At 52.1% G+C, this 20,577-nt stretch carries 19 protein-coding genes; 5 read left to right on the top strand and 14 right to left on the bottom strand.

Annotation, left to right across the window (positions count from 1 at the left end):
- The first annotated feature begins 108 nt into the window (after positions 1-108).
- Complete coding sequence (locus C7E10_RS02240; RefSeq protein ID WP_105325528.1) at positions 109-1,185, top strand: IS30 family transposase; 1,077 nt, start codon at positions 109-111, stop codon at positions 1,183-1,185.
- Here C7E10_RS02240 and C7E10_RS11935 read toward each other — a convergent pair.
- The 10 genes from C7E10_RS11935 to purE form a co-directional block, all read right to left on the bottom strand.
- Positions 1,161-1,526: an IS3 family transposase gene (locus C7E10_RS11935; protein WP_146109034.1), complete on the bottom strand. Its 366-nt coding sequence runs from the start codon at positions 1,524-1,526 to the stop codon at positions 1,161-1,163. The two genes, C7E10_RS02240 and C7E10_RS11935, sit on opposite strands and share 25 nt — an antisense overlap.
- 83 nt (positions 1,527-1,609) lie before the next feature.
- On the bottom strand, positions 1,610-2,509 hold the full coding sequence (locus C7E10_RS02245) for a helix-turn-helix domain-containing protein (RefSeq protein WP_105325765.1): 900 nt from the start codon (positions 2,507-2,509) through the stop codon (positions 1,610-1,612).
- A 624-nt stretch (positions 2,510-3,133) separates the two neighbouring features.
- Entirely contained in the window at positions 3,134-3,772 is a 639-nt protein-coding gene (locus C7E10_RS02250; RefSeq protein ID WP_105325766.1) for a flavodoxin family protein, read from the bottom strand.
- A 238-nt stretch (positions 3,773-4,010) separates the two neighbouring features.
- Positions 4,011-5,522: an IMP dehydrogenase gene (locus tag C7E10_RS02255; protein WP_105325767.1), complete on the bottom strand. Its 1,512-nt coding sequence runs from the start codon at positions 5,520-5,522 to the stop codon at positions 4,011-4,013.
- A gap of 62 nt (positions 5,523-5,584) precedes the next feature.
- A complete protein-coding gene (purD, locus tag C7E10_RS02260) occupies positions 5,585-6,862 on the bottom strand; it encodes a phosphoribosylamine--glycine ligase (protein WP_105325768.1) in 1,278 nt (425 codons plus the stop codon).
- Positions 6,863-6,873: 11 nt separating this feature from the next.
- Complete coding sequence (locus C7E10_RS02265; RefSeq protein WP_105325769.1) at positions 6,874-7,476, bottom strand: IMP cyclohydrolase; 603 nt, start codon at positions 7,474-7,476, stop codon at positions 6,874-6,876.
- Between the two features lie 6 nt (positions 7,477-7,482).
- A complete protein-coding gene (gene purN / locus C7E10_RS02270) occupies positions 7,483-8,097 on the bottom strand; it encodes a phosphoribosylglycinamide formyltransferase (protein WP_105325770.1) in 615 nt (204 codons plus the stop codon).
- Positions 8,090-9,145 carry a phosphoribosylformylglycinamidine cyclo-ligase gene (purM, locus tag C7E10_RS02275; RefSeq protein ID WP_105325771.1) on the bottom strand — a complete coding sequence of 352 codons (1,056 nt, stop codon included), beginning with the start codon at positions 9,143-9,145 and terminating at the stop codon, positions 8,090-8,092. Before purM ends, purN begins: the two co-directional genes overlap by 8 nt.
- 12 nt (positions 9,146-9,157) lie before the next feature.
- A complete protein-coding gene (gene purF, locus C7E10_RS02280; protein ID WP_105325772.1) occupies positions 9,158-10,600 on the bottom strand; it encodes an amidophosphoribosyltransferase in 1,443 nt (480 codons plus the stop codon).
- Between the two features lie 14 nt (positions 10,601-10,614).
- The gene (purE, locus tag C7E10_RS02285) at positions 10,615-11,118 is read right to left on the bottom strand and encodes a 5-(carboxyamino)imidazole ribonucleotide mutase (protein ID WP_105325773.1); all 504 of its coding nucleotides are present in this window, start codon (positions 11,116-11,118) and stop codon (positions 10,615-10,617) included.
- Positions 11,119-11,605: 487 nt separating this feature from the next.
- Between purE and C7E10_RS02295 the strand changes: the two genes are divergently transcribed.
- A complete protein-coding gene (locus C7E10_RS02295; protein WP_146109035.1) occupies positions 11,606-11,914 on the top strand; it encodes a hypothetical protein in 309 nt (102 codons plus the stop codon).
- 49 nt (positions 11,915-11,963) lie between these two features.
- On the opposite strand, the gene C7E10_RS02300 is transcribed toward C7E10_RS02295, so the two are convergent.
- Both C7E10_RS02300 and C7E10_RS02305 read right to left on the bottom strand, forming a co-directional pair.
- Positions 11,964-12,962 carry a DUF362 domain-containing protein gene (locus tag C7E10_RS02300; protein WP_105325776.1) on the bottom strand — a complete coding sequence of 333 codons (999 nt, stop codon included), beginning with the start codon at positions 12,960-12,962 and terminating at the stop codon, positions 11,964-11,966.
- Between the two features lie 215 nt (positions 12,963-13,177).
- Positions 13,178-14,455 (bottom strand): 2-hydroxycarboxylate transporter family protein, encoded by a 1,278-nt coding sequence (locus C7E10_RS02305; RefSeq protein WP_105325777.1) that lies wholly within the window; start codon positions 14,453-14,455, stop codon positions 13,178-13,180.
- A 292-nt stretch (positions 14,456-14,747) separates the two neighbouring features.
- On the opposite strand from C7E10_RS02305, the gene C7E10_RS02310 reads away from it, so the two are divergent.
- On the top strand, positions 14,748-16,139 hold the full coding sequence (locus C7E10_RS02310) for a prolyl oligopeptidase family serine peptidase (RefSeq protein ID WP_105325778.1): 1,392 nt from the start codon (positions 14,748-14,750) through the stop codon (positions 16,137-16,139).
- Positions 16,140-16,223: 84 nt separating this feature from the next.
- On the top strand, positions 16,224-16,628 hold the full coding sequence (locus tag C7E10_RS02315; RefSeq protein WP_105325779.1) for a tetratricopeptide repeat protein: 405 nt from the start codon (positions 16,224-16,226) through the stop codon (positions 16,626-16,628).
- A gap of 595 nt (positions 16,629-17,223) precedes the next feature.
- On the opposite strand, the gene C7E10_RS02320 is transcribed toward C7E10_RS02315, so the two are convergent.
- Complete coding sequence (locus C7E10_RS02320; RefSeq protein WP_200820181.1) at positions 17,224-18,297, bottom strand: alpha/beta hydrolase; 1,074 nt, start codon at positions 18,295-18,297, stop codon at positions 17,224-17,226.
- 134 nt (positions 18,298-18,431) lie between these two features.
- Positions 18,432-19,778: an ISL3 family transposase gene (locus C7E10_RS02325; protein ID WP_146109036.1), complete on the bottom strand. Its 1,347-nt coding sequence runs from the start codon at positions 19,776-19,778 to the stop codon at positions 18,432-18,434.
- Between the two features lie 275 nt (positions 19,779-20,053).
- On the opposite strand from C7E10_RS02325, the gene C7E10_RS02330 reads away from it, so the two are divergent.
- Positions 20,054-20,533 carry a MerR family transcriptional regulator gene (locus C7E10_RS02330; protein ID WP_105325782.1) on the top strand — a complete coding sequence of 160 codons (480 nt, stop codon included), beginning with the start codon at positions 20,054-20,056 and terminating at the stop codon, positions 20,531-20,533.
- The last annotated feature ends 44 nt before the right edge of the window (positions 20,534-20,577 follow it).

Raw genomic sequence — 20,577 nt, forward strand, 5'->3', positions numbered from 1 at the left:
GGTCAGTTGTAAAATGAACTTGAACAGTTAATCAAAAAATAAAAATCCATAGTGAAGCCTCATGCTAAAATGGTTTTGCGAGAAATCATCAACAAAGGAGCAATCACGATGGATCACATCCATTCTAACACAATGGAGGACGTACGTATCCCCGGCCGCCATCTTTCTTTGGAAGAACGTGGTATGATTCAAGCTCTGCATCGTCAAGGGCTTTCCCTTCGCAACATTGCTGCTGCAGTAGGATGTGCTCATACGACTGTTTTCTATGAGCTTCGGCGTGGAACGCCGGAACGAAAAAGCAAGCACGGTCGTGCCCCACAGTATATGGCAAAGCGCGGTCAGAAGGCATACGCAAAGAATCGCAAGAACTCCAGGAAGACTTGCAAAATCGATCATGACGACTGCGAATCGTTCATCCAATGGATGGTAGAACAAGTCCGCCAGGAACGTTGGTCACTGGATGCCTGCGTTGGCTATGCTAGGCGGAACAAGCTATTTACGCCGGAACAGATTCCCTGTACCAAGACGCTTTACAACATGCTTTGGGCTAATAAGCTTCCGCTGTCGCTCTTCGAAGTCCCGCGAGCCTTAAAGCATAAACACCGTCGGAAATGGGTACGTAAGAACAAGCGTATGAAGGGTCGCTCCATTGAGGAACGTCCTGCCGTCGTCAATGAAGGTACCGAAATTGGCCACTGGGAAGTGGACACGGTCGTTGGTCAGCGTGCAGGCCGTGAGGCAGTAGTCTTCACTGCTGTTGAAAAGGTTACGCGCAACTACATCGCCATCCGCATTCCTGGACGTACCTGTGCCGGCGTTGAATCCGCTCTTGCACAGTTGCAGGAGCTATATGGCGCAGAGCGCTTCAGCCAGATTTTTAAGACGATGACGGCCGATAACGGTCCTGAGTTTGAGAACTTGTCACAGTTCGAGAGTCTCGGCACCAAGATGTACTTTACACATTCGTACAGCTCGTGGGAACGGGCTCAAAACGAACGCCACAATGGCTTGCTGAGGGATTTCATCCCAAAGGGCATGTCCGTAGAGCGGTTCTCTGATGAGGATATCCTGAACATGGCAGATACGCTGAACCAGCGCCCACGTCGTGTTTTGGGCTACCATACGCCGTCAGAGCTATTTGATGCATTCCTCGATGAAGTTTATGCTATTGAGTGTGTTTCTTGATTATAGTTGTTCAAATTCAACTTGCAATTTACCAAGATATTTTCTGCAATGTATGCAGGATCTATTGCACGCTGGGTGCAGCCCTTAGGGGCATATTTAATCGTAGACTTTATATTTATCACTCGACAAAGATGAAGAACGCGACCGTCACCAATTGCTATTGGTTTCGTGTCAGGATAGATCTTCTTATTTGGGGCTCGTAAGTCATCAGCTATTCGTCTGTACCCTTTAGCTGGGTCAGCCTTGTATATCTCTTCTATTCTTTTAGCAATTTCCTTGTCGTCAATTTCGCGTGCTGAAGGCTCTCTATGAAGCCATTTGTAGTAGCCGGCCCGGGACACTTTTCCCAATTTGCACAGGCCAAGAATAGGGTAATTCTTTTCAGCGTGCAGTTCTTTAATGGCTTCATAAATGGCTCCATATCTTATTTGTGTGAATCCCGCCTCCTTTCCACAATATCGAGTTTTTTTAGGAAATCAATCTCCATATCCTTGGCTTTGAGTTTTGCATTAGCCAGTTTGAGTTCAGCTTTCATACACTCATATTCTGTAGGGGCTTCTTCAGGGACTTCTACTGGCTTCCTGTGTCCGCGCCCATCTATGAGTCCTTCGGTATTGTACTTATTATATTTTAAGACGTAATTTCTGACTTGCTGGTAGGAAACCTTAAACTTTTCAGCGGTTTCATGGTAAGCATTCCCGTTTTCAATGCAGTATTTTACGATTTCAACGCGCTCGTCAAAGGTCGTTTGTCTAGCTTTAGTCATGATCTTGGCACCTCCAGTACCCGAACTTTTTAGTTCCTCATGACTATTATACTTCTTTAACCAGTCTCTGATTTGACGAGAACTTTTTAATCCGTATTTTTGTACCAGCTGGGACATAGTCGTTTCGCCCTTAAGATATTCCTCTACGCATTGGATCTTAAGATCAGCAGAATAACTTTTAACCTGTCTTTTGTTAAATACCTCAGGACCATTTCCTATATATTCATCTACCCAATACTGTACTGCTTTCCAGTGAACCCCTAACCTTTTTGCAGAAACCATTGGTGATTCTTCATGAGCAAGAACAGCTCTGACAGCCTTTAATTTATCCTCTGCACTGACTTTCGATATAGACATTTTACATACTCTCCTTTCAACGAATCCAGGAGGTTTAACTATATGCCAGTCTACTTTATTCATAGCATACCAGACTGNAGCAAGAACAGCTTTGACAGCCTTTAATTTATCCTCTGCACTGACTTTCGATATAGACATTTTACATACTCTCCTTTCAACGAATCCAGGAGGTTTAACTATATGCCAGTCTACTTTATTCATAGCATACCAGTTTGCAGAAGGCTTACTAGGCCATTACTGGTCGTGTGCTGAATGGGGCTAGTGCGGAGAGTATGGTAGTGGCCCTCCAGGCGGTTGGTGCGGTCAGCGGACTTTCTGGCGATGTTTTCCGGGTATCCTCTCAGCGGTTCGCCGTTTACCAATCAGCTGCGCACTGCCATGCTTGCTTCTTGGAAGGCTATCGCATGGGCCTTATTAACCAAACAGCCTCTTGCAAAATTTGTTGGGCTGTTTGGATGCGGCCGCAATGCTTGCAGGAAGCGTTCTATACCACTACTGGTCAGGTAACAGACTAGGGGTAGTGCAGACATTTACGAACTATGCTGCTTTGCTATACCCGTTTAGTACATGACTCGTAGTGGTCTAAGACTGGCCCCTGCAAGCGTGAAGGGGCCGTCAGTCCGCAGGACTGACTGAGGAAGTTTATTAGAATACGGTTATAAAGAACAAAAAAACGGCTTGCAAACTCTTTTGAGCTCGCAAGCTGTTTTTTCTTTCGGGGTAGGTATTATTTCACACCCCCTTTTTCGTATACTACCTCAAAAGGAGTTTCAAGAGCCCCGCTACGCTTAATTGCGCTGGGGTGAGGAACTCCTTTTTTATGCCTTACAGCAAATTCAGCTGCCGCCCCAGCTTTTCTGCTTCTGCCAAATCCTTGGGGAATTGCAGGCTGTGATGGGCCTGTTTATCCCCTTCACTAAAGCTGGCCATGTTGTACTGGCTGTAATCCTTCACCTGAAGGGTATCACAGGAGGCCAGGGTAAAAATCTGTCCGCCCAAGATGTGGAACAGCTCCGCTTCCCCAGCCCATTTGGTCTTGTAATGTTCTTCGTAATATTCCTTGGGAGCGTTCATGGTATAAATCAGCCCCACCTGGATATGTCCATGGAAATAGGAAGAATAGTCATCGTAAGAAAAACCGCAGAAAATCAGCCGTTCCAAAAAAGCCTTCAGCTGAGCCACCGGCTCCCCAAAATAGATGGGCGTACCGATAATCAGCGTATCAGCCTGGTAAATCTTGTCAATGAGCGGAGAATAGTCGTCGGGCCATACGCAGTGGCAGCGCTTCCCGCTCTTGCTCTTGCAGGCCAGGCAGCTCCGGCAGCCGGAACCCTTCAAATCATACAAATGAACCAGTTCCGTTTCCGAGCCCGCCGCCTTGGCGCCCCGCTCTGCTGCCTCTACCAATTGGGCCGTATTCCAATCCTTCCGGGGACTGGCATTGATGAGTATTGTCTTTTTCATAGGAACTCCTTCTTTCGCAAACCTAGCGCAATTGTTGTACACATCTATTATACACCCATCTCCCAGCTTCCACCTGCACTTTCCGCTTTTAGGAGAAAAATATCGCCGTGCGCTGGGGCTACGTGTCACGCCCTTTGGGCTGGCCAGTTGGGTTCGCTTTAACTTTAACCGCCGGAGCCCCACCACACACGGAAAAAGGCCCGCATCCCTAAGGACGCGGGCCAAACTTGTTTTGCAATTATTTCGGGTAGTTGTTGGAGGAATTTTCCTTCAGCAATACGTCGTGGGCACCGCCTTCTACCAAGCTGGTAGCAGAAACCAAAGTCAGTTTGGCTTTCTTCTGCAATTCAGGAATGGTGAGCGCACCGCAGTTGCACATGGTGGAACGAATCTTGGAGGTGGTCAGGTTTACGTTGTCCTTCAGGCTGCCTGCGTAAGGAACGTAGGAATCAACGCCTTCTTCGAAGGACAGCTTCTTGTCGCCGCCCAGATCGTACCGCTGCCAGTTGCGGGCACGGGCAGAACCTTCGCCCCAGTACTCTTTCATGTAGGTGCCGTTGATGTTCACCTTGTTGGTAGGAGATTCATCGAAGCGGGCAAAATAGCGGCCCAGCATGATGAAGTCAGCACCCATGGCCAGAGCCAGGGTCATGTGGTAATCGTACACAATGCCGCCGTCGGAGCAGATGGGCACGTAGATACCGGTTTCCTTGTAGTATTCGTCCCGGGCTTTGGCTACTTCAATCACTGCGGTAGCCTGGCCGCGGCCGATACCTTTTTGTTCACGGGTAATGCAGATGGAACCGCCGCCGATACCGATTTTCACAAAATCAGCACCGCATTCCGCCAGGAAGCGGAAGCCTTCAGCGTCAACCACGTTGCCGGCGCCAACCTTTACAGAGTCGCCATATTTGGCACGAATCCATTCCAGGGTCCGTTTTTGCCATTCGCTGTAGCCTTCGGAGGAGTCGATGCACAGCACATCGGCACCAGCTTCCACCAGAGCAGGAACGCGCTGTTCATAGTCCCGGGTGTTGATGCCGGCACCTACTACGTGGCGCTTCTTGTCGTCCAGCAGTTCCAGCGGATACTGCTTATGGGTGGAATAGTCCTTGCGGAATACCATGTACATCAGGTTGCCGTCTTTGTCAATGATGGGCAGGGTATTCAGCTTGTGTTCCCAGATAATGTCGTTGGCTTGCTTCAGCGTAGTATCGCTGGTACCAATGACCATATCCGCTACAGGGGTCATGAAGTCCTTTACCAGGTCCGTCATTTGCATCCGGCTGATCCGGTAGTCACGGCTGGTCACAATCCCTTCCAGATGACCATGTACGGAGCCGTCAGAAGTAACTGCCATGGTAGAATGGCCGGTTCTTTCCTTCAGAGCCAGTACATCAGCCAGGGTGCAGTCAGGCCGCAGGTTGGAATCGCTGACTACGAAACCGGCTTTATAGCTTTTTACCCGGGCAACCATGGCTGCTTCGCTTTCAATGCTCTGGGAACCGTAGATGAAGGACAAGCCGCCTTCACGGGACAGGGCAATGGCCATGTTGTCGTCGGATACGGACTGCATGATTGCAGACACCAGGGGAATATTCAATGTCAAGGGTGCTTGTTCACCCTTCTTAAATTTTACCAGCGGTGTTTTCAAACTCACATTTGCAGGAATGCATTCGCTGGAAGAGTATCCAGGCACCAAGAGGTACTCACTAAAAGTGTGCGCAGGTTCATCATAAATAAAAGCCATTGTAATCCCCCTTTTGAAGTATTTTTTCTATTCTAGCACCACACTGTCACAATTGCAACAATTTATTTCAATCTTTTTAAGGCTCTCCAGGCAATATCGTGACGATAGTGCACACCTTCAAAATGGATCTTTTCTACAGCGGCGTAAGCCTTCTTCTGGGCCGCAGCAATGGAGTCGTCCACAGCCGTAACACCCAGTACCCGACCGCCGTTAGTGACAATCTGGCCGTCCTTTTCCTTGGTCCCGGCGTGGAAAACCACCACCTGGTCCAGGGCGCCAGCTTCTGCAAGGCCGGTAATGGGCAGGCCTTTGGGATAGGATTCCGGATAGCCGCCGGAAGCCATAACCACGCACACCGCAGCCTTGGTGCTCCATTTTACCAGGTCCGGCGTCAGGGTACCCGTGGAGCAGGCCACCATAATCTGAGCCAGGTCGCTGTCCAAGAGGGGCAGCACTACCTGGGTTTCCGGATCCCCAAAACGGGCGTTGAATTCTACTACCTTAATGCTGTCGCCTTTGATCATCAGGCCAGCGTACAGGCAGCCCGTGTAGGTGCGGCCTTCCTTGGCCAGGGCATCTACCACCGGGCGCAGAATGGTTTCCACCGTCTTCTGCTTCAGGGCGTCCGTCATCACCGGAGCCGGGCAGTAAGCCCCCATGCCGCCGGTGTTGGGGCCTTCGTCCCCATCGTTCACCCGTTTATGGTCCTGGGCAGCCAGCATGGGCACAATGGTCTTGCCGTCCGTAAAGGCCAGGAGAGAAGCTTCCTCCCCTTCCATAAATTCTTCGATAACCACCCGGTTGCCGGCGGTGCCAAACTTGTGGTTGCCCATCATCTCGTCCAAAGCGTCCAGGGCTTCCTGCTTGGTCATGGCTACCACCACGCCCTTGCCGGCTGCCAGGCCGTCCGCCTTGATGACGATGGGAGCGCCCTTTTCCTCTACAAAGGCCCGGGCGTCCGCCAGGTTGTCACAGACCTTGAAAAAGGCCGTGGGAATATGGTATTTCTCCATTAGTTCCTTGGAGAAAATCTTGGAACCTTCAATTTCCGCAGCCTTGGCGCTGGGTCCAAAAATGGTCAGGCCCCGGCCTCTGAAAACGTCCACAATCCCGGCCACCAGAGGGGCTTCCGGCCCCACTACGGTCAGGTCGATTTGATGTTCCTCAGCCCAGTCCGCCAGCCCTTCCAGGTTGGTTACGTCCAGGTCCACACATTCTGCCAGGTTCTTCATGCCGGGATTGCCCGGTGCTGCATATACTTTATCCACACTGGGGCTTTGGGCCAATTTCCATACCAGGGTATGTTCCCGGCCGCCGCCGCCAATTACCAATACCTGCATCTTGCTCCCCCTTATGCCTTTTCGCTGTCCAGCTGCTTTTTCAGATAGGCGCTGATGGCCGTATCATAGGCTGCCGTATGGGCAAAGGCTTCCTGGGCCAGCATTTTCCGGGTATGCAGGTCGATATCGCCCTTTTCGTCCAGCAGCTTCATCAGGCCTTCATAACGGTCCGGATTGGTGATGATCACCACATCGTGGAAGTTCTTGGCAGAAGCCCGCACCATGGCAGGGCCGCCGATGTCGATGTTCTCGATGGCTTCCGCTTCCGTTACGCCAGGTTTGGCAATGGTCTGTTCAAAAGGATACAGATTGCACACCACCAGGTCGATGGGGCGAATGCCGTTGTCCTTCATGTCCTGCATATGCTGGGGATTGCTGCGGATGGCCAGAATGCCCCCGTGAATTTTCGGGTTCAGGGTTTTTACCCGGCCGTCCATCATTTCCGGGGTACCGGTCACGTCACTGACATAGGTGACAGGAATCCCTGCAGCCTTGATGGCTTTCATGGTGCCGCCGGTGGAAATGATTTCAATGCCTTTCTTATGCAGGAAAGCAGCCAGTTCCACAATGCCTTTTTTATCGGATACACTCAACAATGCTCTTGCAATGGTCATAACGCGCTACTCCTTCCGGATTTTTACTTTTCTGCCTTTGACTTCCAGCCGATTTTCCGCCCACAGCTTCACCACTTCCGGCAGGATGGTATGTTCCTGCACCAGAATCCGGGCAGCCAGGGTATCGTGGGTATCCTCATCCATGACAGGCACCGCAGCCTGCATAATGATGGGCCCCGTGTCCATGCCGGCATCCACAAAGTGCACCGTGCAGCCGGCAATCTTTACCCCGTAGTTCAGTGCCTGTCCCTGGGCGTCCAGGCCCGTAAAGGACGGCAAAAGCGCCGGGTGGATGTTGATAATCTGATGGGGCCAGGAGTTTACAAAATCAGCGCTCAAAATGCGCATAAAGCCAGCCAGGACCACCAGTTCCACCTGTGCGTCCCGGAGCTTTTTGTCGATGGCCGCCTCAAAGGAGGCCTTGTCCTTGTAATCCTGCCGGGCAATGGCATAGTGGGCAATCCCCGCCTTTTGGGCCCGTTCCAGGGCGTAGGCTTCCGGACTGTCACTAATCACCACAGCCACTTCTATAGGAAGGTTTTCTTCCCGGATTTTGTCCAGGACGGCCTGAAAATTGCTTCCCCGGCCGCTGACCAAAACCCCGATTTTCCGCTTATTCACCGAATACGCCGCCTTTCAGCACAGTCTTCTTGGTGCCGGGTACCACTTCACCCAGTTCGTAGAAGGTTTCCCCTTCAGCCTTCAGATGCGCCCGCAGAGCCTCGGCTTCTTCCGGAGCCACAACCAGGACCATGCCCACGCCCATGTTGAAGGTGCGGTACATTTCCGGCCAGGGCACATTGCCCCATTCCTGGAGCTTCTTGAAGACCATGGGTACTTCCCAGGCATCTGCATGTACCAGGGCGTCGCAGCCTTCCGGCAGGATCCGGGGAATGTTGTCGTAGAAACCGCCGCCGGTAATGTGTACCATGCCGTGGAGGTTGAACTTGTGAATCAGCGGCAGCACCGTGCGGGGATACAGCCGGGTAGGCGTCAGCAGTTCTTCGCCCAGGGTTTTGCCAAATTCCGGAATCATAGTGTCCACGGACAGGCCCTGTGCTTCAAAGCAGATCTTCCGCACCAGGGAGAAGCCGTTGGAATGCACGCCCGTAGAAGGCAGGCCCAAGAGCACGTCCCCCGGTTTTACCTGGTCCCCGGTAATCATCTTGTCCCGTTCCACAACGCCCACGGAGAAGCCGGCAATATCGTATTCATCTTTGGCATAGAAGCCGGCCATTTCCGCCGTTTCCCCGCCAATCAAAGCACAGCCGGATTCCTTGCAGGCCCCGGCCACACCCTTAACGATGTCGGCAATCTTCTGGGAGTCTACTTTTGCCGTAGCAATATAGTCCAGGAAGAACAGCGGTTCAGCACCCTGCACCAGGATATCGTTGACGCACATGGCCACAGCGTCCTGACCAATGGTGTCGTGACGGTCCATCATAAAAGCAATCTTCAGTTTGGTGCCCACGCCATCGGTACCGGATACCAGGACCGGATCCTTGTACTTATTGCCCAGGGCAAACAGGCCGCCGAAGCCGCCCAGGTCCCCGATTACTTCCGGACGGTACGTAGCCCGCACACTGTCCTTCATCAATTCAACGGCTTTGTTGCCGGCATCAATATCTACACCTGCATCTGCATAGGTAATAACCTTTTTCTCAGTCACGCTGTTTCCTCCTCAGCAACTCGTCTCAAACTGGAATTTGGAGCCCAGCTCCATTTCTTTATCTGCTCCATCTGGATACTTGGCGTTGAAGCAGGCATAGCACATATCATCGGGGTTCAGCACGGACAGGGAACTGCGCAGACCTTCCATACTAATATAATGAAGGCTGTCAGCCTTGATGTATTCCCGGATTTCTTCTTCCGTCTTGCTGGCGGCAATCAGTTCCTTCCGTTCAGAAGTATCAATGCCGTAGTAGCAGGAATCCATAACCGGAGGAGAGCTGATGCACACGTGCACCGCCGTAGCCCCGGCATCCCGCAGCAGCTGGACAATCTTGCCGCTGGTAGTGCCCCGGACGATGGAGTCGTCCACCATCACCACGGATTTGCCGGCCACCAGGCTCCGGTTGGCATTCAGCTTCAGGCGTACCGCGTTCAGCCGCTGCTTTTGGGTGGGCTGAATGAAGGTACGGCCAATGTATTTGTTCTTGGTCAGACCTTCCACAAAGGGAATGCCTGCTTCCAGGCCGTAGCCAATAGCAGCAGGGGTACCGGAATCAGGCACGGAGATAACAATATCCGCCTTGATGTTCTTGGTTTCCCGAGCCAGCTGCCGGCCCATGTTGATCCGGGCCTGGTAAATGCTTTCCCCGTCCATAATGCTGTCCGGACGGGCAAAATACACGTATTCAAACACGCAGTGGGCCAGATGTTCCGGCTTGTGGGTGCTGTACATAATGCTCTTGGGTTCGGCGTTTTCATCGTCAATGACAATCATTTCGCCGGCTTCCAAATCCCGCACGTATTTGGCCCCTACCAGGTCCAAGGCACAGGTTTCCGAAGCCACCACCCAGCCCTTGTCCAAGCGGCCCAGGCACAGCGGCCGGAAGCCATAGGGATCCCGGAAAGCAATCAGCTGTTCGTCGTTCATAATCAGGATGGAAAAGGCACCCTTAATGGTGTTGGCAGCTTCCGCCACCCGTTCCGGCAGCGTTGCTTTCCGGCTCCGGGTAATCAAAGACAGCACCACTTCGCTGTCCACCGTGGTCTGGAACATAGCGCCTTCCTTGGCCAATTGAGAACGCAGCTGGGCTGCATTGGTCAGGTTCCCATTATGGGACAGGGCCAAGTTGCCGCCATCATAAAAAACTTTCAGAGGCTGAACATTGTAGGGAATGCTGGAACCCGTAGTGGAATAACGCACGTGGCCAATAGCCATATAGCCGTCCAGTCCCCGGACCCCGTCCTTGAACACATCATTGACCAAACCCATGGCCTTTTTGATATGCATATGGCGGCCGTCGGATACGGCAATGCCGGCACTTTCCTGGCCTCTATGCTGCAGGGCAAACAAGCCCCAGTAGGTATTGAGCGCTACATCATCTTTTTTCGAATAAATGCCGAATACGCCGCATTCTTCGTGCAGCTTATCCTCTGCAAAGTCTCTTTCCGTCATAGTTCCTCCTGAACTTATTGCTTATTGGCCGCAGCGCGGGTGGCAGCCAGTTTTTCGCCTTTTGCTTTTACTTCTTCCTGCATTTGTTTTCTATGGGCAGCCAGTTTTTCCACCAGTTCCGGATACTTTTCAGCCAGGATTTGGACAGCAAACAAAGCCGCATTCTTGGCCCCGTTAATGGCCATGGTAGCCACAGGGATTCCAGAAGGCATTTGGACAAAGCTCAAGAGAGCGTCTACGCCATTTAAGGCCGTAGCATTGATAGGCACGCCGATCACCGGCAGGGTGGTATAGGAAGCAATTACGCCGCCCAGATGAGCCGCAGCCCCGGCAGCCGCAATAATCACTTCTACGCCCCGGTCTCTGGCACCGGCAGCAAATTCCTTTACCAGCTCAGGAGTGCGGTGTGCACTGGCAACCACAACTTCCACTTCAACGCCGAAATCCTTCAAGGTTTTTTCAGCAGGTTCCAAAACAGGCCAATCAGAATTACTTCCCATAATCAATGCAACTTTCATATCAGCACCTCCAAAGAAAAAAGGCTCAAGAGTCCTTCTAGCATCAATGTATCGGTTACTCCCAAGCCAAACTGTGACCAGCTTAATTCGTATTATCATTCTATCAATGCTATTGGGCAATGTCAATATTTTATCGAACTTTTATCATATATGTTACACTATCGTTCGTAATAATCGAAAACTTTTCAATTTGTAGCCCCCATTTCACTAAAAGCATACTATAATAGTAATATAAGAGGTGATTCCTATGCTGCATTTTTGGCGAAAAGCAGCCCTGCTGCCGCTTTTCCTTTTTACTCTAGTGGCCGCTTTCCCCAGGGCAGGTGAGCTGTCCCCGGCTATAGCCGTGCCCCATCCTTCCCTGGGCAGCGGCTCCTCCATTCCTACGCCCCACGTAAGCCAGCCCCAGGTGAGCACCCATCCCGTTTCCGTACCCACCCCGGTGCCCCNCATAGTGTAATAAGAGACAGCCGTCGGCAGCGTCAATGTGTATAAGAGACAGCCCCAGGTGACCACGCCGCAGGTGACGGCCCCCAGCCGTAGCCCCCAGCCCTATGTGAGCCCCGTGGTTCCCGGCGCCGGAGAAAAACTGGACGTGTACCGGCCCGGCCTTACCCTGTTTTCCTGGGAAGCACCCCGTACCTACGGCGTCTTTGGCCAGTACACCACCCTGTTCCCCTACCGCCACGACCCGAACTATACAGCCGGCTGGTGGAAGCCCTGGCCCCTCCTTTCCCCGGAAGACCTGTTCCGCACCCGTCTCTTGGGCCAGCCCCTGGAAACTGTCATTCATTAACAAAAATGACCTTCCTGCCGCAAAAGCAGAAAGGTCATTTTTTATTCACTTACTTCGTAAAGGGTACAACGCCTTCCACCGCCTGGGCAGCGGTAATCCGCTGTCCTTCATGGTCCAGGTCGATGAGCACATACTTGCTGTTGCCCATGCCCAGTTCTTCCATATAGGTCAGCTGGCGCAACCCGTGCCGGGATTCCATCCGTTCCACCAGGTCGTGGTGGTCCTTTTCCTGCATGGCGTACACCATATCAATGGAAGCCTGGTCCACGGACAAAATATCCAGGGACGCTGTAATGCCTACGTTAGGAGTTACCACCGGCTGAGCCGCTACCCCTTCGCAGTCGCAGGACACGGACATATTCCGCAGCACATTGATGTAGGCCACATGGCCGGCAAAATAATCAATGGTGGCCTTGGTGGATTCCGTCATCCGTTCCATAAATTCTTCCTTGGCAATATCCCATTGGTTGGGCTGCCCCGGAGTGGTATGGATCATGGCCTTGCCAATCCGGCCGTCAGCGCAGCCAATGCCGATGTTCTTGTCAGAGCCCCCAAAACCGCCCTGGACATGGCCCTTAAAATGGGTCAGGGCCAGCAGGGAATCGTAATTGGTCAAATGGCTGCCCATGGACATTTCCGTAAACCACTTGCCGCCCTTGACCGGCAGCATAACCGTGCCTTCCTCGTCCAGGATATCCACCGGAGCAAAGGTCCAGCCGTTGGTTTCCAGGGTCTTCCGGTGATCCTCCGTGGTGTACCGGCCGCCCTCGTAATAAGTGTTGGTTTCAATAATGGAAGCCGTGGGCAGACGCTTTTCCAGCAGTTCCTTCACCCAGGGCCGGGGAATGATGTTGGGACCGTGGGGTTCACCCGTATGGAGCTTGACCCCCACCTTGCCGGTCAAATGGGCCGAAATCTTATCGTAAATCTTCAGCAGCCCTTGGGCGGACAAATCCCGGGTAAAATACACAATGGATTCATTGCCCGTTCTTTTTTCATAGGGAATATACGTATCACCGTCAAAACGAGTTACCTTTTTTTCTGTCATAGGAATTCCTCCTTCAGCTAAAACCATGGGTTGTGCAGAATTCGCACAGTCTTGCATACTACCATTGTACTCGCCTTTCAGGACTTTTTCCAATGCCTATCCTCTTTTTGCCGTTATACCAAAAAAGCATGGTGCCAAAATGCAGCCAGCGGCCGCCCAATTACAGGCAGCCGCTGCGCTTTGTTTCTAGGTGGTTTTGTTGGTTTTGCGTACCATTACCGCAGGTAGATGGAGAAGATGAAGGAAGCTACCACCAGCACAATCCCGCCGCCAACACGGCTGGACAGCTGTGCATAAGAAATCAGTTCCAGCCGGCGAGCTGCCCCCAGTACCGCAACGTCCCCGGCGCCGCCCCGGTTAGCCATGCACAGGCCGGCGGTAATGGCCGTATCGATGGGATAGAAGCCCACCAGTTTGCCGGTCAGGGCACTGCCGATAATGGCACCGATAACTACCATCAGGGCAATCAGCACATTGCTGAAAGTCAGGGCTGCGGCCAATTGGCCCAGGTCAAAGTCCACACCCATGCAGACCATGACCAGCACAGCAATAATGGAAGCTGTAAAAGACTGGATTTTCTTGGCCGCCATCCGTACGCCCGGAGGAATAACCCCCAGCACAGCCAGGATAACTACAAACAAAATGGTATAGGCAAAGGCATGAATCTTGGCTCCCAGCACCACCGGGAACAAAATCTTACTGCACAGCAGGCCTACCGCATAGGCCGTGCCGGCCAGGAACAGGGCACCCCGGTAATCGTCCTTGGAGGGGGTGATATCCAGGTCCGGTTTGATCAGGTTTTGGTCCGTAGGCATAATGTTGGTCCGGTCCCCGGTCCATTCCGGTTTCTTTTCGCCCAGCTTGTCCAAAAGAGCTCCGGCGAGAATGCAGATCAGGTTGGCAATGGTCAGAATGATAATGGCAAAGGAGTAATAGTTGGCTGCCGGCTGCCCTGTCACCTGCTCATAAATCTGGGACAGAGGAATGGCACCGGCCCCGTTGCCGCCGCCCATAATGGGCAGAACAAATTGAATCATGGCGTTAGGCGGGGTAACCCCAAAGACTAGGCCAATGGCAATACCGAAAATGGAAGCACCCAGAAGGCTGCCGAACAGGGCGGGAATATACCCGGCAAAGCTGCGGATTAAGACCTTCCGGTCCAGAGCCAAAATGGAACCCAGAATCAAGAAGATGATGAATACCGTCAAGAGGCCCGTGGTCCCCTGCTCCGTATCCATAATGGCCTTCACATATTTCACAGGAATCAGGTCCGCCTGCTTCAGGGCAGCCACCCCGAAGAATACCATCAGAAGGCCCCCGCCGATATACGTATTCCAGATGGGAAGCTTTTCCCCCAGCTTATACAGGAACAGGGTCAGCATCCCGGTAATGCCCAGGAACCCAATAAAGTCCGTACTCAGGACGCCTCTGGACATCAAATAAGCAACAATAGCAGAAAACAGCAGATATAAGTACCAGGGAAGTCCCCCCAAACATCAAGAAATCACTTTTCTTTTCGTTCACGACTGCACGCTCCTTTTTTGTCGGGATCCGGATCCGATTGATACATTTAGTATAAGGTAATTCTGATTTTTTCGATAATACTAGCTTATTATCTGTTAATAAGTCTAGGTTATAAGCCATGAATAAAACTAATTATCCGATGCATTTTTTAGAAGGTTTGCTTCCGCTGACTTCACACACTTTTCCTAAATTCCTCTCATGCAGCAAAAATTTTCCAGTGCTACAATAAGGACAGTGAAACCTCACGAAGGAGCTGATTCCATGCAAACCTCTAAACAAGCGGCGCTTCTCTGCGCCCTCTGTCTGCTGGGTACCGGCACGGCCCTGGCCGCCCCGGCCGCCCCAGCAGCCTCTTCGGCAGCGGCCCCGGTGACCCAAAAGGCCCCCGCCTCTGCCGTTACTTCTGTCACCGCCATTGCCCATAACTACGGCTTTGGCGAAGCCATTTCCCAGGTGGCCCTGCGCTACCCTGAAAAAATTGCCGCAGCCCAACTGTCCCCCAGCGATTTTCTGGTGCCGGGAGCTGCCATTTCTGCCGTCTATCCTTCTGACAAAGCCTACCCTGCCCAAAAAGCGGACAAGGGCCAATACGTGATTCTGGAGCTGGAGCACAAGAATCCCCAGTCCGATATGCCCCTGCCCCAGCGTGCCCCCAGAAAGGACGAGGCAGGAGCCAAACACCCCGGGGACGCCTCCTCCCACAGCGACCGGACAATGCCGGACCTGAGTCTTTCCGTGACCCAGCTAAAGCCCCTTACCAGCGTCAAGGGCACCACCTTTGCACCCACCACGGCACCCCTTACTGCCACCACTACCCTGGAACCAGAGCTCCAGGGCTTTACCGCCGGCACCTATACGGACCCCCAGGTGGGCGCCTCCATTCCCTATTATCTCTATCTGCCCGCCCATTATAATCCCAAGAAAAAGTACCCCCTGATGGTGTTTATTCCCGACGCCAGCACCAATATCGACAATTCCAAAATCACCCTGGTCCAGGGCAACGGCGCCACCATTTGGGCCTCCCCAGAAGAACAGGCCAAGCACCCCTCCCTGGTGCTGGCCGTCCAGTATCCCCAGCGCCTGGTGGATTCCCTGGGCATGATGACCACCGACGATAATGTCTGGACCCCAGGGCTGACCCTGGTGACCGACCTGATCCACCACATTGCGGACACCTACAGCGTGGACCCGGACCGAATCTACGGCACCGGCCAATCCCAAGGCGGCATGGCCAATATCGCCATCAGCGACAAGTACCCCGACCTTTTTGCTGCCCAGTTCCTGGTGGCCTGCCAATGGAATACCCAGGAAATGGAAGCCCTGAAGGACAAGAAACTGTGGATTCTGGTGAGCCAGGGCGATACCAAAGCCTTCCCGGCCATGAACGATGCTGTCAGCCGCTGGCAAAAACTGGGCACCCAGGTGGCCACCGCCCCCTACTGGGACAGCCATTCCACCCAGGAGCAATTCTCCCACCTGGTGGGCCAGCTGGAACACCAGAACGCCCCCATCAACTACAGCGTCTTCCAAAACGGCAACCACATGTACACCTGGACCATTGCCTATAATATCCCTGGCATCAGGGACTGGGTCTACCTCCAAAGCCGGTCGGACAAGCCCGTTTTCTTCCAAACGAACCAGCTTTCCGCCTAGCAGAAACGGGAACTGGCCGGCCAGCTGCTAAACCAGGGCATCAGCGCCTATAAGGAAGGGACTTCCCAGGGCGATGCCCGGGCCTTGGCCTATTTCCAGGAAGCAGACCGGCTGGGCCATTTCAAGGCCGCCCGGTACCTGGGTCTCCTGTACGCCGAAGGCCGGGGCGTGCCCCAAAGTGACAAAAAAGCGGCCGCCTTCTACCAGAAAGCAGCCAAAGCCGGGGACATTACCGGCACCACCCTGCTGGGTGCCTGCTACGAAAACGGGAAAGGCGTACCCCAAAATGATGCCAAAGCCCTGGTTCTGTACCAAAAAGCCGGAGAACGCGGTGATATTATTGCCGCCCCCGCCCTTTTTGCAGAAGCAAGGCTGTACGAATTGGGCAAAGGCACTGCCCCGGACCTGGCAAAAGCCAAGGCCCTGTATGAACAGGCCGCCAAGGCCGGCTACCAGCCTGCCAAGGACAAACTGGCCCAGTGGAAATAACGCATATTCTGCACAAAAAATGAGGGTGTGGAATAATACTTACCCCAGAACAAAAAAACGGCTTACGAGCTCAAAAGAGTTCGCAAGCCGTTTTTTGTTCGTTATGCCGTATCCAAACCTCAAAACTTCCTCAGTCAGTCCTGCGGACTGACAGCCCCTGAGTGGTTCGCCGTGCTCCGTTTCCCTCCACCCTACGGGTTCGGCTCACGGACGGCTATCACATGGCTCACATGATCCAAGAGTCCTTAGAAATTCTGCCGGACTCTTGGATGTGAGCGCAACGCTTTGGATGGGCCGGTCTTAAGCCTATACTGGTCGTGTGCTAAACGGGTTTTGAGATGAAATCATGGTATGTATATACTAGCACTACCCTTCTCTGTCACTTGACCAGTAGAGGTCTGGAATGCTTCCTGCAAGCATTGCGGCCGCATCCAAACAGCCCAACAAATTCTACAAGTGGCTGTTTGGTCAATAAGGCCCATGCGATAGCTGCCCAGGAATTGAGCCTGTAAGGCGAAAATGACTGGCTAGCAGCGAACCGCTCAGGAAGTGTCGCCGCAAGGCGACGATAGAAGTTTTATTTTTTCATCTGTGCTTATTTCAAATTTTCCTTAAAGAAGCTTTCAATCTTGTCAAACGGAATCACGTCCATCTTGTAGTACAGGTCCGTATGCACCGCACCGGGGATGATCAGCAGTTCCTTGTTATTGCCCTCCATTCTCTTGAACACATCTTCGCTGAAATACCGGGAATGGGCCTTTTCCCCATGGATCAGCAGCACCGGCGTTTCAATCTCGTCCGCATACACATCAATGGGCATATTGGCAAAATTCAATACCGAGCTCAGAGTTGCCCCAGTAGTGGAACCAAAGGAACGAGGATGGTACCCCAGTTTGGTCTGGTAGTAGTCATGATAATCCTTGACGAATTGGGGCGTATCCTTGGTCACTTCCGTAATTACCCCGCCGGCCATTTTGTAGGTGCCGTTTTTGTAGTCCAGGGTCCGCTGTGCACTGATGCTCTCCCGCAGGGCCTTCCGTTCTGCCTTGATGTCTTCGGGCTTCCGGCCGTTGTCAAAGTAGCCGTTGGCAATCACCCGGCTCATATCGTACATGGTGGAGGTTACCGTAGCCTTGATCCGGGGGTCCATGGCTGCTGCGTTAATGGCAAAGCCGCCCCAGCCGCAGATGCCCACAATGCCGATTTTCTGGGGATTCACGTCATTGCGGTTAGACAGATAGTCCACCGCTGCGGAGAAGTCCTCCGTGTTGATGTCCGGAGACGTGGTGTTTCGGGGTTCCCCTGCAGATTCCCCCGTAAAGGACGGGTCAAAAGCCAGGGTCAAAAAGCCCCGGGCAGCCAGTTCCTGGGCATACCGGCCGGACACCTGTTCCTTCACTGCGCCGTAGGGCCCTGCCAGGGCAATGGCTTCGTATTTTTCCCCGGCCTTGTGATTTTTCGGCGTGTACAGGTCCCCCACCAGGGTAATCCCAAACCGGTTGTGGAAGGTCACCTTCTGGTGAGCCACCCGCTGATCCTCCGGGAAAGTCTTATCCCAGGCATTGGACAGCTTGGACGCATCAATGGTTTCCTTGACTGCCACCGAAGGTTTCACTTCTGCCCGCTTAAAGTCCTCCGCTGCCTCTGCGTCCAGGCCAAAGCCTGCCATAAAAAGACCGCAGGACAGCATTACCAAAATCCGTTTTGCCAGCTTACTTTTTTGGGCTCTTCACGTTTTATTGTGGGATGGCAGATTTCTGCCATCCTTCTTTTATGTCTAGCAACATCCCACTGTCGCAATCTCTAGACAGTGCCGTTTCGTATAGATGGTAATGCTGAATATCGAATCAGAGTGAAAAAATATTCATCATTTTTGTATCCATACCCTATTCGTTTTGCAACCTTAATCTTGTTATTGAAGCCTTCAAGCTTTCCTGTGGTAATCGGATGGGCTGAGTGAGCAATCAAACCCTCTTTGCGTTTTCGCTTTAAGCGGGCAAACTTTTGCAGCTGCGGTATGTTGCTCTCCTCGGCTCCTTTAAACCATTTTTCCCATTCTACGGCAGCTAAATCGGGGTTTCTAAGCTCGAATAGATCACTTAGTTCCTCTTTCATTGTATGGCAAACTGTCAAATTTTCATGTTTTTTAAGGATTTCCTTGAGATTTTCTGCCTTTTTATCGCTTAGTGTTTCTTCCTTGCAAAGCAGCGTCCAGCGAGCTTGTTTTACTTCCTTGTAAAGCCGATTCTCCTCTTTAATTGAATCCTCTGCTTTTGTTGCTTGCTCTTCAGCAATATGCTCTGTAAGCCCAAACTTTAGGTTATCAGCTTTCTCTTTGTGCTGTCTTGCTTCCTCCAGCCTTACGGCTCCCAGCACATCTCGTCCATACTGGGCTTGCATATGGTAGCGGTCGTATACTATTGCCGCATGAGGCAGATACTTTTCTACCAGGGTGTTGAACGATGCGTTCATGTCCATTGCGACAGCTTCTACTTCAGACAAATACTCCAGGTCTGTCTCTTCAAAAAACTTTGTAAAGGCAGCTATAGAGCGTCCCGCACCAACCCAGAGGATGTCTCCCATATCAAGGTCCATAACACAGGTTGCGTAAGTATGGCCTTTGTGCATTGCAAACTCATCAACGGCAAGATGCTTAGGACGGTAGCCACTTTTGCGAAGTTCCTCGCTTCGCGTTTTGAGAGCCTCGTCCATAATTTCCTTATGGATTTTAGAAACTGTTCCCCAATGGATACCGGTCAAATCGCTGACTGCTTTAATCGTCATTTGATGCATAAGCAAAATCTTGATCCATAAAGCGGCACGAGAAGTGACTCTGGTTCCAGGATACTTAAAGGTTATGTTTTCATTGAAGGTATGCCCGCATTTTTGGCACCGGTAGCGGTGGAATCTCACACGAAGAATCCGTGGCTTTCCGGGTATCCAGGGCATGTCTTTAAGTGTAGTTACAGGGTTGTCATGGACATGGACCTTACCGCCGCAGCAAGGGCATACAACGTCGGCTGTAGGCCGGGTACTATTTACATCTATGATCTCTTCAAAAAGAGAAGCAATACTCGTAGGAATATTAAAATTGTCCTGTATGTTTTTGCATAAATTTGCTATACTTGAGGTTGAGAGCACGTGGATCATTCCTTTCGTAGTTTTGTCGCTATTACTTAGAATGGAGCATCCCGTGCTCTTTTTCAATACCTTTTTTCAGTTTTTAAATTCTGTCTTAGATTTCGTATCCCCCAATTTTCCGTGATGAGCCCTTTTTTGCATCCTATTTCCTCCTATTCTCTAGACCGCCAGAACCGGCGGCAATTCTTGCATTTTCGCTAAAATTAGTGTAACATTAAACTCGAGTTTAAGGTCAAGCCCTTATTTCCAGATTATTTCAGGTCAATACCAAGGAGGAAAATTCCATGACCTATTATTCCATTCAGCAAGTATCCGAAATGACCCAGATTCCCGCCACCACCCTGCGCTACTACGACAAGCAGGGCCTGCTGCCCTTTTTGGAGCGCAGCGAAGCCGGCTACCGGGTTTTCCAGAAAAAAGACCTGGGTTCCCTGCAAATCATCCAGTGCCTGAAAAGCGCCGGCCTGTCCATTGTGGAAATCCGCCAATTCTTCCAATGGGTCCAGGAAGGAGATACATCCCTGAAAGAACGCCTGAACCTGTTTCTCAAACGCCGGGAAGAAGTCCAGCGCCAAATGGCCGAACTGCAAAAGACCCTGGACGTCATCAACTTCAAATGTGACTACTACACCAAAGCGGTAGCAGCCGGTACGGAAAAGGTCGTAGCCGATAACCAAAAACTGCCCCACTCCGACGAATTTATCGCCGGCCAGCCCCCGCTTTCCGCTGCCCAGCAGCCCCAGGCCCCTGCCCAGTCCTACTAAACGGCCCACACAAAAAAGGAGAGAACCTCGTTAAGAAGTTCTCT

It is taken from the genome of Acidaminococcus hominis (genome assembly GCF_900291475.1).
Classification (GTDB): domain Bacteria; phylum Bacillota; class Negativicutes; order Acidaminococcales; family Acidaminococcaceae; genus Acidaminococcus; species Acidaminococcus hominis.